Source organism: Chryseobacterium soli (genome assembly GCF_000737705.1).
Taxonomy (GTDB): Bacteria; Bacteroidota; Bacteroidia; order Flavobacteriales; family Weeksellaceae; genus Chryseobacterium; species Chryseobacterium soli.
The window spans coordinates 138,067-150,890 of record NZ_JPRH01000005.1 but is presented as its reverse complement, the minus strand read 5'-3'; the positions used below and the strand labels follow the sequence as shown (position 1 = coordinate 150,890).

General features: G+C 39.2%; 11 protein-coding genes. 2 read left to right on the top strand and 9 right to left on the bottom strand.

The window, feature by feature from the left end; translation table 11 throughout:
- The first annotated feature begins 66 nt into the window (after positions 1–66).
- A complete protein-coding gene (locus IW15_RS13830; protein WP_034712306.1) occupies positions 67–1,254 on the top strand; it encodes a DUF4861 domain-containing protein in 1,188 nt (395 codons plus the stop codon).
- A gap of 11 nt (positions 1,255–1,265) precedes the next feature.
- Complete coding sequence (gene pelA / locus IW15_RS13825) at positions 1,266–2,285, top strand: pectate lyase (protein ID WP_228384369.1); 1,020 nt, start codon at positions 1,266–1,268, stop codon at positions 2,283–2,285.
- Between the two features lie 136 nt (positions 2,286–2,421).
- Here pelA and IW15_RS13820 read toward each other — a convergent pair whose 3' ends face one another.
- The 9 genes from IW15_RS13820 to IW15_RS13780 all read right to left on the bottom strand — a co-directional run bounded on the left by IW15_RS13820 (position 2,422) and on the right by IW15_RS13780 (position 12,820).
- Positions 2,422–3,537, bottom strand: coding sequence for a pectate lyase family protein (locus IW15_RS13820; protein ID WP_034712302.1), 1,116 nt, complete (start codon positions 3,535–3,537; stop codon positions 2,422–2,424).
- Between the two features lie 352 nt (positions 3,538–3,889).
- Complete coding sequence (locus IW15_RS13815; RefSeq protein WP_034712301.1) at positions 3,890–4,231, bottom strand: cupin domain-containing protein; 342 nt, start codon at positions 4,229–4,231, stop codon at positions 3,890–3,892.
- Between the two features lie 70 nt (positions 4,232–4,301).
- Entirely contained in the window at positions 4,302–5,042 is a 741-nt protein-coding gene (locus tag IW15_RS13810) for a rhamnogalacturonan acetylesterase (protein WP_034712298.1), read from the bottom strand.
- A gap of 23 nt (positions 5,043–5,065) precedes the next feature.
- The gene (locus IW15_RS13805; RefSeq protein ID WP_034712296.1) at positions 5,066–6,034 is read right to left on the bottom strand and encodes a pectinesterase family protein; all 969 of its coding nucleotides are present in this window, start codon (positions 6,032–6,034) and stop codon (positions 5,066–5,068) included.
- 213 nt (positions 6,035–6,247) lie between these two features.
- Positions 6,248–7,153, bottom strand: coding sequence for an alpha/beta hydrolase (locus tag IW15_RS13800; protein WP_084681436.1), 906 nt, complete (start codon positions 7,151–7,153; stop codon positions 6,248–6,250).
- A gap of 15 nt (positions 7,154–7,168) precedes the next feature.
- Positions 7,169–8,833, bottom strand: coding sequence for a glycoside hydrolase family 28 protein (locus IW15_RS13795; protein ID WP_034712294.1), 1,665 nt, complete (start codon positions 8,831–8,833; stop codon positions 7,169–7,171).
- A gap of 3 nt (positions 8,834–8,836) precedes the next feature.
- Entirely contained in the window at positions 8,837–9,682 is an 846-nt protein-coding gene (locus IW15_RS13790; protein ID WP_034712289.1) for a rhamnogalacturonan acetylesterase, read from the bottom strand.
- 213 nt (positions 9,683–9,895) lie between these two features.
- The gene (locus IW15_RS13785; protein ID WP_034712554.1) at positions 9,896–11,551 is read right to left on the bottom strand and encodes a glycoside hydrolase family 43 protein; all 1,656 of its coding nucleotides are present in this window, start codon (positions 11,549–11,551) and stop codon (positions 9,896–9,898) included.
- Positions 11,552–11,566: 15 nt separating this feature from the next.
- On the bottom strand, positions 11,567–12,820 hold the full coding sequence (locus IW15_RS13780; protein WP_034712288.1) for a glycoside hydrolase family 88/105 protein: 1,254 nt from the start codon (positions 12,818–12,820) through the stop codon (positions 11,567–11,569).
- Between the last annotated feature and the right edge of the window lie 4 nt (positions 12,821–12,824).

The window sequence follows — 12,824 nt, the reverse complement described above, 5'->3', positions numbered from 1 at the left end:
TATCATTGGTGAGGATTTTTTGCCGTATAAACAAAATATTTTTTACTTTTGAGAAAACAATATAATATGCTGAGTCATAAAATTCCCATATTGGGATTCATTTATGCAATCGATTGCATTTTTGGAATCGGTAAAATGAAAGGACAGAGTTCCATTCAGGTAAAAAATACATTGGATTTTGCCAGAAATGAAGTGATTTCTGTTCCTGTATCACAACTGAAATCGTTTTTGAGTAACAATAAAGAAGGCGATTTGAGGATTAAGGATCATCAAAATAACTTCCTTCCAATCCAATGGATCGATTATGATAGTGATGGAAAAAAGGACGAACTTCTTTTCCTCGCTGCTGTTGAAGCAAAGAAAACAAACAACTATACTATAATGGCAGATGGAAAAACCCCAGTTCCTGAAAGTCCTGTAACAACATACTCTCGATTGGCTCCCGAAAGAGTGGATGATTATGCTTGGGAAAATGATAAAATCGCCTTCAGGGTGTATGGGCCCAAAGGTCAGCAGGAAGCAGTGCAGGGAATTAAAAGCAGTACGCTTTCCAGCGGAGTGGATATCTGGTTGAAAAGAACAGAGAAATCGATCATCAACAAATGGTACAAGGGATATCTTACCGATCCGATGTTTTATCATAAGGATACACGAGGTGAAGGGTACGATCCTTATCATGTAGGAAACAGCCGCGGGACAGGAGGGATCGGCATCTGGTCGAAAGACAGCCTGCAGGTTTCCCAAAACTTTGTAACCTCCAAAACAATTGCAGAAGGTCCGCTGCGTACTGTTTTTGAACTCACTTACCATCCGTGGAGTGAATACGGAGTAACAGAAACCAAACGCATTTCATTAGATCTCGGTTCCAATTTTTCTAAGTTTGAATCCAATTTTACTGCAGAAAAAAAAGTACCTAATTATATTATTGGGATCACTCTTCACAACAATGAAGGCCAAACTCAATTAAATAATAAAAATGGATGGTATCTTCACTGGGAAAAAATTGATGATGCCTTCGTCGGAGAAGGGATTGTAGTAGAGCCTGCTATAGTGGAAAAATCATGGGCCAGAAAATCTAAAGTGGCCGACCAGAGTAATTTATTAGTAGTTACAAAACCAAAGCAAAAATTAGTGTATTATGCAGGATTTGCCTGGCAGAAAAGTGGTCAGATCAAAACCATACAGGACTGGGAAAATATTCTGCAGAAACAGTCTCAGATTATCGCAGCTCCTTTACTTATTAAGATTAAATAATGTCTAAAACAATGAAATTAACAATCTACACAGCGGTTTTTACGGTAGTTTCCATCAATTTGTCCGCTCAGGTAAAAGATACGCTGGCAGAGAAAATGGTCCTGTATCAGCTTCCTAATGGAGGTTGGGGAAAACAGCTTGACGATAAATCTGTCGTTAACTACAATCTTCCGATAGATAAATCCCTTTTAAAAAAAATAAAAGCAACCGGTGATGATCATGCCACCATTGATAACAATGCAACTTCCCGGGAGATCAACGGGTTGTTAAAAGCCTATCAGGCAACAAAGAATCCCGACTATCTGAAGGCTGCAGAAAAAGGAATCAGCTATCTTTTGCTGATGCAGTATAACAACGGAGGTTTTCCACAGTATTATCCTAACACCGGATTATACAGAAAACAGGTTACCTACAACGACAATGCCATGATCAATGCCCTTACCGTGCTTTACCATACGGCAGAAAGTAAAGATGATTTTGAGCCGGTAGACCCGAAATTAAAGGAAAAGGCAAAAGCGGCAGTACAAAAAGGGATTCTCTGTATTTTAAAAACACAGGTTCTTCAGAATGGCAAACCTTCAATCTGGGCAGACCAGTACAATGAAATAACATTGCAGCCTGATAAAGCAAGAGCTTTTGAACCTATTTCGCTCGCAACGGGAGAATCAGTCAATATTGTAAGATTTCTGATGATGCAGCCTGTAACCCCGGAAATTGAAAAATCAATACAGTCTGCCATTCAATGGTTTCAGCAGAATGATATAGAAGGATATAGCTACAATGTAGGAAAGCAGAACGGGAAAACCGTAAGAATTTTAGCGGAAGATAAAAATTCGGTGATCTGGGCAAGATTTTATGATATCAGTACCAATAAACCTTTATTTGGAGACCGTGACGGAAGTGTAAAATACAATTATAACGAAGTGTCTGAAGAAAGAAGAAACGGTTACAGCTGGTTTGGGGAAGCTCCTCAAAAACTGATTGACAAAGAATACCCGAAATGGCTGCAGAAAAATAATATTTCTCAATAGTTGCGGAGGAGATTTTGTATCATTTAAAGTTGGATTTTGCTTGATTTTCAGGAGATTAATCAATATATTCGCATTAAAAAAGGCTGAGAAATAGTTCTCAGCCTTTTTTATCCTTGTATATTTAAATTCCTTTATTTTAAAATGCAGTACAGATATTTCCGGTTAGGGTAGCTCCGGCATTTGTGGTAACATCTGCTTTTACAGAAGAAACAGACAATGCTCCGATTGAATAAGGCGGGGTAAATGCAGTACCGCTTCCCGCTGTATTTCCGGTAACATTGGTAAACGTATTTCCTGTTGCCGTTACCGCAGTATAACCAGTCATCAGGTTGATCGGTTCTTTTACATTTTCAAAAACATTTCTGTCAACAAGAATATTGGCCTGTACTCCTGCTGCAATACATTTGTTGCTTACAGTACTGTTGAAATAGCTGTTGATGATATGGATTTTACCAAATCTTACCCTCGGCATTCTTTCTCTGCACCCCGGAGCCCACCAGCATCGTACAAAAGTTACATTAAGTTTTCCGGCATCTGCTGTTGCACCATCACTTGATCCGATAAGATTTGAAAATCGGTGATCATCCGTTCCGCCTGAACCGCCTGCTTTTGGAGCTTTCAGATAATGGAATTTAGTATAGGAAACTGTCACAAAATCAGATTTATTTTTAATGTCAAAATTTCCGTCTACGCCATCTCTGAATTCACAATGATCGATCCATACATTTCTACAGTCATCTAAAATGGCATTGTCCCAGCCGTCTGTGTCATAAGCTCCCGGTCCTTCAAAGATGAGGTTTCTGATGATGATGTTCTCACACCTTTTAATATTGATAATTCCCGATCCGTCTTTTGTCTGATCTGTAGAAACCAGTTTGGCGCCGCTTGTCCCGTAAATGGTTTTACTGGTTTGATCCTGTAGAGACAGACGGGTCGTAATAGTGATGGTTCCTGTAACTTTAACCACCTTTACTGCGGTGTTTTCAATGGCTGCTTTAAGCTGTGCATATGTGGTAACGGTAGTTTCGGCGGCAGTACCACCTCCTGTTGTGCCCCCATTTTGAGAAGCCCATCCCGGAGCAACACAGCCGGCAAGAGGAACAACGGCATTGGTTTCTAATGAATTGCTGAAAGTAACGGCATTGGGATTTTCGGTTAATTCGCTTTTGATGTCCTCCTGACCGCAGCCAGTTAAGGCAAAAGCTGAACTTAGAACTACCGTTGACAGGATAGCTTTAAAATTGAGTTTCATAGTGTAATAATTTATTTGATTAATGTAATTCAAATTTATTAAATAATTAGTTTTTACTTTTATATTTTAGTATATATTTATTTATATAATTATAATGTTGATTATTTAATTTGTTAAACCGATTGCATTTTATATTATTTGTTATTTTATTGAAAATCGTTGTAAAAACAGATATATCTAAACGCAATGATGATGATTTTTGTCCTTAACGATCAGCTTTAGCACTGATTTAAAAAGTGAGGGAAGAATAAAAAACACGATCACCGGATGGTAATCGTGTATGATTTAGAAGTATGGGAAATATAATATTTTTAACGGACTTTTGATAAATTATTTTTCACCAGTCTTTATTTTAATGCGCGATAAAATCCTCTCTAAAAGGCGTGAAAGCATCCACTAACTGTCCTTCTTCAAGACATTTTACCCCATGGAAAATATTAGGTTGTGCGAAAAAACCATCCCCTTTCTGCAGGATTTTCACTTCGTTATCTACCGTTACTTCAAACGTTCCGGAGGCTACATACGTGATCTGCGAATGAAAATGCTGATGTAAAGTTCCAACGGCATCTTTTTCAAATTTCACAATGACCATCATAACCTGGGAGTTATATCCTACAAATTGACGTGATACCCCGTTTCCAAGGTCTTCCCATTCGGAGTTTCCGTCAAAGAAAGGTTCTTTTTTAAATTGCATTTTTCTTATTTTTTTAAATTCATATTTTTAGTGAATCGCAAAGGCGCAAATAGTATTGCGTTAGCCAACATTACTTTATATATTTCTCTAGCCGTGTTTTCAATGTTTTCAAGGAATTTACAGCCAGTTTAGCAATGGATTCAGCACCTAATTTTGATAAATGAGTATCGTCATCTTTTCCGTCTGGATAATAAGCATCTTCTCCTTTTTTATAGTGGAGATGCAACCTTTTGGAATTCTCAGGGCCATAAGAAATTTCAAGCTGTTCAGTCAGCAGCTGCAAATCCACAAACGGCACTTTGAGATCCTGAGCAACCATCCTTACTACTAGCGGATATTCTTTATGAGTATCTACCAAAACACCATTTTCATTAAAATTTCTTCTGACAATAGAGGTCATGAGAATAGGAATGGCTCCTTTTTCCCGGGTTTCCTGAACATACCGTTCCAGATTGGCTCTATACTGGGTGTAAGGATTGGTGAAACGTACCGAATCATTAATTTTCTGATCATTATGACCAAATTGAATGATTACAAAATCTCCTTTTGTAAGCTGCTTCTTGACTTTATCCCACCTGCCTTCGGTTCTGAAACTTTTGGAGCTTCTTCCGTTGGTTGCATGATTCTGAATTTCAATTCCTGTTGTCAATAATAACGGGAGCATTTGCCCCCAGCCATGTTCGGGATTTTTATCCGGATTTTCCTTATTGGCCATGGTAGAATCGCCGATTAAGAACAACGTTGGTTTCTGTTGTGAAAATGTGAATACGGATAGTAATACACTGAAGAAGAGGACGTATTTTTTATTCATTTTTCTGATGTAAAAGTTGTAGGTTAATTGCCAGGATTCCAGCCATCCAATATTTTTTCTAAGGTATAATTTTTTAAGTCTTTTTTTGTCAGCTGATGAGACCATCTTGTGCGGTTGACCGTATTTCCACCATCGCCTTTACTTCCAAATTCTGCGTAGTAAGCGGTTTTTTCTTTATCCGGAAACATGTTGTCGCCTTTCCATGGATTCCATCCTTCCGGTACGATATGTTTTCCCATTTCCGTACGGATGAAAATTGTTTTGGCGTAGGATCTCCAGGGTCTTCCGAGATATACTTTCGTAATACCTTCTTTAGCCGTTAAAGTGCAGTCGAGAAAAACAAAACCGTATTTCCTGTCAGCTTCTGTTGCAGCAGCAGTGATATAAGAGTCTGCCAAGCTTTTAATGGTGCAATTTTTAAAAACAACGGTGGCCTGTCCAAAAATAAAATCGGTGGTTCCTTCGATATAGCAGTTTTCAAAATACTGTCGGCTGTGATTGGATGCAGCATACACCGTATCCTGACAACCCAGAATATTGCAATTTCTACTCCTGAAACGATCGCCTTCCACATGAAGAGAAACTGCTTGCCCTTCATTGCAGGAACTGTTTTGAATGGTCAGGTCATTGATTTTAATATCATCAGCCATCACCAGGAGCGTATAAGAATTGAAGGTGGTCATTTTTTCGTTAAAAGCATCAGGTTTTCCCGAATAGTCGTTATTGGTAATGATGGTTGTATCTTTATTTTCACCCTGTAACGTGATCTTATGTTTTGAAGAAGGGATCACAATTTTTTCATGATACGTTCCGGTTTTGATGATGATCAATGCTTCTGAAGGACCCAAATCTCTCACTGAATTAATTGCTTTCTGAATTGAGGTAAAATCTCCGCTTCCATCTTTGGCAACCGTGATTTTTATATGGGGAGCATTTCCTGCCAGCAGCCATTGAGCCAGGGAAATAAATACCATTAACAATAATTTTTTCATATGCTTATTTCAATGTGGTATTAGACAAGTATTTTAAACGCAGAGTTTATATATTTTAATGTGTTATTGTAAGGAGCAAAGAAAGCGACACAGTCGCTGATGAAGTCTGCTTAATAAGAATCAATGGTATTGATTCTTCTCTTTGCTCCTTAAAAAATAAATGATTTGAAATTTTTTCTTTGCGTTTAAAAGACAACTTTATTTAATTCCAGATTATTTAAAAACTTTATTTAAAAAACCGACGGTGTAGTTCAGCGTTTCTGTAAACCAGGGTTCAGCGCTCCAGAAAGAATGAGGGGTATCTTTTATTTCATGATATTCCGTAGGAATGTTGAAGCTTTTCAACTTTTTCATCATATCATCTCTTCCTGCGTGAAACCGGGGCTGAGAACTGTTGATAAACAGGGTAGGAGGTGTATTTTTATCTACATATTCCAAAGGGGAGGCTTCGGTCCAGTTTTTTAAATTAATATTCCTGTCTCCGCCCAGCCAGTACGAAGCATAGGTACTTTCTTCTGCTTCGGGATGGATGAAGGAAACGATCCCATCTATGTTCACGATAGCACTGATGTTGTTTTTTGATCGTACCCCAACCAAAGTGGCCATTTGGGCACCTGCAGATTCTCCCAGTACGGCTATTTTCTTCTGATCTAAGGAATATTTTTTACGATTTTTCTTAAGCCATCTGATAGCTTGTTCTATATCTTCAACACCTCCGGGATATTTGGCGGCATCAGCAAGCCGATATCCTACAGCTATTGCAACATATCCTCTGGAAGCCAGTTCTTGAGCCATGAATTTTTCATTCTCCTTACTTCCTGATATCCAGCCGCCTCCGTGAACCAGGGCGATTCCCGGATACTTTTGGGTGTGGTCTAAAGGATAATATACGTCTGCTTTTAAAGAAAGTCCATTGATATTGGCATATTCAACGTCTTTTTCAATCCCGATATTGGGAGGAACAGGGCGTTCCAGTGGGGTAATGAAAGGATGTTTCTTTTTTAATTTTTCATAGGTCCCTTCATTGGTGTAGGGGGAAGCATTCGGCCTGGTATTCTGACCGAATGCTAAGATCCCTACTAATGAAATAGAAATATAAGTAAGTTTGCTAATAATCATTCGTTTTTCGAATTTTTATTGAACTGCATTTTTAGAGACTTCATTGGAGATGGTCAATGAGTTTTTGGTATTGGTAATATTTTTAGGCAATTTCACAGACCCTGTTTTTGCCCCTAAAATTTTTACGGATGATTTTTGAGATTCAAACGTGACAGTAGATAAGTCGATGTTTTTACTGTTGTATACGATGGCTCCCGTTCCTTCAGCATAAGCCAGTGTTACATTTTTTAGAATAATTCCGTCTGCATCGGTAATGGTCAGGGCTTTTTTCGTATCAAATTTAGAATCTTCGATTACGATATTTTTAAGATTCATTTCTGCCAGACCGTTGAGGGTAATGGCTTCGTAAGAATTAACTGCATTGATATTCTTGAAATAGATGTTTCTGAAGATCGGAGTTTCCTCGGTTACCGGATATACTTTTTCCGGGGCTTTATTTCCTTCCTGTTTCTGTCCATCTTCCAATACCGGAGAGCTTCCTTCATAGAACATATTGAATCCAATGGTCTGAGCGGGAATGTTGATCATATCAATATTTTTAATGTAAATATTTTCAACGATACCGCCTCTTCCACGTGTTGTTTTAAAACGGAGACCAATATCTGTTCCGATAAAGGTACAGTCGGAAACCTGAATGTTTCTGGCACCGCCTGACATTTCGCTTCCTACGACAAAACCTCCGTGACCGTGATAGACCACATTGTTTTTAATGATGACGTTTTCAGTGGGCATTGCTCTTTTTCTGCCGTCTTCATTCTTTCCTGATTTAATGCAGATGGCATCATCTCCTACATCAAAAGTGTTGTCGTAAATCAGTACATTTTTACAGGATTCAAGGTCTACGCCATCGCCATTTTGAGAGAACCAGGGATTTCTAACGGTAAGATTTCTTAAAATAACGTTGGTACACATCAAAGGATGCAGGTTCCACGCCGGAGAATTCTGGAAAGTAGGGCCGTCTAATAACACCTGGTCACAACCGACCAAACTTACCATAACAGGGCGAAGAAAATCTTTCACCGTCGTTAATTCGTCTTTTGAAATTTTATCAGGAACGTTGAAGCTTGAACTGCTTTCAAATCCTTTTTTATAGCTTTCAGAAGGGTACCAAGTTTTGCCATCTGCAGATAAAATTCCGCCTGAAGCAACGATCTGTTTCCATTCAGATTCGGCTAATTTTCCTTTTTTAACGGCTCTCCAGGCATCACCGCTTCCGTCAATCACGCCTTTTCCGGTGATGGCGATATTTTTTGCATTTTTTGCGGAGATCGGCGACTGGCAGCGGATGGTATTCAATCCTTCAAAACTTACATCTACCAGAGGATAATCATTTTTATCTTTACTGAAAACGATAAAAGCTCCTTCTTCCACATGAAGATTGATGTTGCTTTTTAATACGATAGGGCCTGTTAACCACATTCCTCTCGGCACGATCAGTTTACCGCCGCCTTTTTTGCTGAGGTCATCAATTGCTTTTTTGAAAGCTTCTGTATTTTTCAATTTTCCTCCTGAAACGCCTCCATATTGGGTAATATTGACGGTGGCAGCTGGAAAAGAGGTTTCCGTAACCTGAGGCATTTTAAACTCAACATTTTTATAAATGTCCATATTCTGAGCCTGGATCTGTCCCGAGAACATCATGGCTGCAGCAAAACCGATCATTTTAAAAGACTTCTTCATGATTTACTTTTTATGGGTTGTAGTACTATTTTTAAATTCTTTATATACCAGTGAAGCGACAACTTTTGCTCCTTCCGGCTGAAAATGGGTGTTGTCTTTCTGACCTTCCGGATATGCTTCATAAGCACCGGCAGGAAGATTCATAAAGTAATGACTGGTGACATAATCCTGTCCTTTTTGTGTAAAATACTCCATGGATAGCCTATTTAAATCGATGTAAGGAACATTCATTTCTTTGGCAATATCAAGAGCAGCCTGCCAATAGTCGCCATGTACATTCTGAAGTTTTCCGTCTTTCCATGGATAGTTTCTGGCTACCGGAGTAACGATAACCGGATTTGCGTCTTTCTCTTTGGCTTGAGAAACAAACAGCCTTAAAAACTCTTTGTACCCCTGAACATTAATATATCGATCAGTATGCTTTTCCGAACCGTCATTATGGCCAAACTGCATGATGACATAATCATTGGGTTCAAGATGTTCAAATACATAGCGCCATCTTCCTTCCTGAAAAAAGGTTCTGGTACTTCTTCCGCCATGTGCTCTGTCAATTACGATTACGGAATCTGTCTTAATCCCAGGCCGTAAAGCTGCGAGGCTGTCTTTTACAAAAAACGGTTGAAAAACCTGCCCCCAACCCGTAATCGGATACCGGACTTTCATATAATCTTTTCCCGGTTCATAATCCCCGGTATAATCAGCCATCGTAGAATCCCCAATCAGATAAATATGGGTAACATTTTTATTTTGTCTTGCCGTTGTCTTTTGAACATTCTTCTGTGACTGACAGGCAGAAAGCAGCAAAGCGCTGAATAAAAATGTAAGGATTTTATAGATTGTTTTTTTCATTACTTAAGGATGATCTACTATAATTTATATTTTTTTGGTGAATTGCAAAGGCGCAAATTGATTATTGATACAGTTTTAAGGCGCAAGAAAATCTGAGATTTTCGGCAAATAGTGCATCGTAAATTTTATCGGAGATAAAATCCTTGCGCCTTAGAAAGGTTTAGGTTTTTAAAGAGCTTGCGTCTTTGCGATTGACTAACCATTCAATTTTATTCAATAACTTATTTTTTTTGTAATTCTGAACCAGTCGAAGTCAGCATATCCTCCGCGGGGCGCTTTTGCTGTGCTCACACTGTATAAGCCCACCTTTGCTCCGATCCATTTCCCTGGTTTTGCCTGGAAAATATCTCCTGCTTTGGTAAAGCTTTTTCCATTTTCACTGTAGCTGAACTGGCAAAGGCCATTGGGCTCGCTGACGGTCACTTTTAAATACGCTTCATTTCCTTTCAGTTTTGTTTCAAACAGAATTTTTTCTTCACCGCCTTTATCTGCTTTTTCGGCTCTTCGCAACTGAAGATAATATCCGTCCGGTTTATTCGTAATGACGATTGATTGATGATCTAATCCCATCACCAAAAGTCCCGCGGTTTTTCCTTCTTTGGCATCTTCGGGCGTTAATTTAACTTTTGTAGACGCTGTAAAATTTGGAGCCGGAAATTTTTGAGTGAGTAAGTTGGGAACGTTCCAAAGATTTTTTTCACCTTCCGGAACTTTCATGGAAAACAATCTTAAAAACTGTTGTCCCGGAAGTTTTGAAGACCATACGATATTCGGATTGGCACTCCATTGCCATTGAAGTCCTAATTCTTTACCTTCAAATTCATCCGTTTCCGGTGGAGTGACGATAGGGTAGGATTGTCCTACATCAGGTTTTTTATAGGTTAAAACCGGTTCTCCGATTCCATTTTTATTGTTGTCGATTCCCATTACAGGCCAGTCTTTTTCCCATTTCATCGGCTGCAGATGAACGATTCTTCCGTATGTATCTACATCCTGGAAATGATAAAACCAATCTTCTCCTGAGGGTGTATCTACCCAGGCTCCCTGATGAGGTCCGTTGATTTTTGTAGAACCCTGTTCCAGCACAATTTTCTCCTCGTAAGGGCCATAGATATTTTTTGATCTTATGACCAGCTGCCATCCTGTAGCAACACCGCCGGCAGGAGCAAAAATGTAATAATATCCGTTTCTTTTATAAAGTTTCGGTCCTTCAACGGTGGGATGAGCATCGTGTCCGTCAAAAACATGAACTCCTTTATCCAGAACTTTGGTTCCTTCAGGGTTCATTGTATTAATGGATAATAAACTTTTCACTCCGGCACGGCTTCCTGCCCAGCCATGCACTAAATACGCTCTGCCGTCATCGTCCCAAAACGGGCATGAATCAATTAAGCCTTTTCCTTCCATCACCAGAACGGGTTTTTCCCAGGCTCTCAGCGGATTTTTGGTTTTCACCATATAAATTCCATAATCGGGATCGCCCCAGTAGATGTAGAATTCACCTTTATGAAACCTGATACTGGGCGCCCAAACACCGTCTCCTCGTTTGGGGGTACTGAAGTTTTCGCTGGGAAGAACATCAGGAAGGGCATAATTCACCAATTTCCAGTTCACCATATCTTTTGAATGAAGAATAGGAAGTCCCGGAGCTTCATTAAAACTGGAAGCCGTCATATAATAATCATTTCCCACACGGGTAACGTCTGGGTCGGAATAATCTGCATATAAAATCGGGTTTCTGTAATTTTTCCCCTGATCAGCAGTCCAGACTTCAGAAACATAGGGTTTTTCCTGTGCGTGAAAGAAACTTACTGTGGCTGAAAGTACCATAAGAGCCAAAGCATTCAGGGTGTTTTTTCTTTTCTTCATAAAGATCATTTTCATTTATTTTTCGAATTCTAAACTGGCTAAAATGAAAGGTCCGGTTCCTTTTGGATCATTGGAACGTATTTCTTCATTGATATAATATTCATAAGAACCGCTTCTATACGGTGTTCCGCCTAAGCCTGCCACGGCGCAGCATTTATTTAGACTTATCACCCCGTTTTCATCCACTGTAATTAGATTGTTGATGATTCCATCGTAGCCTCTTTTAGCATAGGTTTTATAAGATGCTGGAAGATAACCGTTGTTGACCGATTTTATGATCGTGTACACAAGCATAGAGGATCCTGTAGCTTCCAGATAGTTTCCTTTTTCACTGCCTTTATCCAACACCTGATACCAAAGTCCTGTTTTTTGGTCCTGAACTTTAATAACTGCATCGGTATAGGATTTTAAATAAGAGATTAATTTGGCTCTTCCGGAATGATTTTTTGGTAAATAATCCAGAACATCTACCATGGCCATTCCGTACCAGCCCATGGCTCTGCTCCAGAAATTGGGAGAAAGTCCTGTTTGCTTATCTGCCCACGCCTGTTCCTTACTTTCGTCCCAGGCATGATAAAGCAGTCCTGTTTTTTTGTCTAAAAGATGTTTTTGAATGAGATCAAACTGATTGATAATATCGTTGTAGGCTTTTTCAGCCTCAGCTCCTTTTGAAAAATCGTGGGTGTAATGGGCATAAAACGGTTCACCCATGTAAAGACCGTCCAGCCACATTTGATTGGGATAAATCTTCTTGTGCCAGAATCCTCCTTCCGAAGTTCTCGGCTGTCCATCGATTTGGGAACGAAGTGTTTGTAACGCTTTCAGATATTTTCCTTTCTTCTCCTTTTCATAGAGGTAAAGAAGGACATTTCCACAGTTGAGCATGTCGATGTTATACTTTGAAGCATCATAGGAAACGATGGTTCCATCCTCTTTGACCATCGTATCACCAAATTGGGTGATGTACTTATAATATTCTTTGTTGCCTGTTTTTTCGTATAATTTTTCTGCGCCTTCCAATACAATAGCGGTAGGATAGCTCCATTTTGGATTTTTGTTGTAATCAAGCATCCATGCTTCCGGAAAACGTTTGATTTCAGAAAGAAGCATTCTTTGAGACCAGGGTAGTTTTGAAGAAATTGTTCCTTCTGTATTGGTTTTTACTTCTCTGGAAGCTGTTTGTAAAGGTTTTTGCGCGCAGGATAAAAAAAGTCCCGAGCATAATGCGGTGAATGCGTAAACTGTAACAGTATGGTTAATAAAGTTCATAGTT

What these genes read in the sequence shown, in the direction of transcription:
- IW15_RS13830 (WP_034712306.1), top strand. Translation starts at nt 67, where the DNA reads ATGCTGAGTCATAAAATTCCCATATTGGGATTCATTTATGCAATCGAT.
- pelA (WP_228384369.1), top strand. Translation starts at nt 1,266, where the DNA reads ATGAAATTAACAATCTACACAGCGGTTTTTACGGTAGTTTCCATCAAT.
- IW15_RS13820 (WP_034712302.1), bottom strand. Translation starts at nt 3,537, where the DNA reads ATGAAACTCAATTTTAAAGCTATCCTGTCAACGGTAGTTCTAAGTTCA.
- IW15_RS13815 (WP_034712301.1), bottom strand. Translation starts at nt 4,231, where the DNA reads ATGCAATTTAAAAAAGAACCTTTCTTTGACGGAAACTCCGAATGGGAA.
- IW15_RS13810 (WP_034712298.1), bottom strand. Translation starts at nt 5,042, where the DNA reads ATGAATAAAAAATACGTCCTCTTCTTCAGTGTATTACTATCCGTATTC.
- IW15_RS13805 (WP_034712296.1), bottom strand. Translation starts at nt 6,034, where the DNA reads ATGAAAAAATTATTGTTAATGGTATTTATTTCCCTGGCTCAATGGCTG.
- IW15_RS13800 (WP_084681436.1), bottom strand. Translation starts at nt 7,153, where the DNA reads ATGATTATTAGCAAACTTACTTATATTTCTATTTCATTAGTAGGGATC.
- IW15_RS13795 (WP_034712294.1), bottom strand. Translation starts at nt 8,833, where the DNA reads ATGAAGAAGTCTTTTAAAATGATCGGTTTTGCTGCAGCCATGATGTTC.
- IW15_RS13790 (WP_034712289.1), bottom strand. Translation starts at nt 9,682, where the DNA reads ATGAAAAAAACAATCTATAAAATCCTTACATTTTTATTCAGCGCTTTG.
- IW15_RS13785 (WP_034712554.1), bottom strand. Translation starts at nt 11,551, where the DNA reads ATGAAGAAAAGAAAAAACACCCTGAATGCTTTGGCTCTTATGGTACTT.
- IW15_RS13780 (WP_034712288.1), bottom strand. Translation starts at nt 12,820, where the DNA reads ATGAACTTTATTAACCATACTGTTACAGTTTACGCATTCACCGCATTA.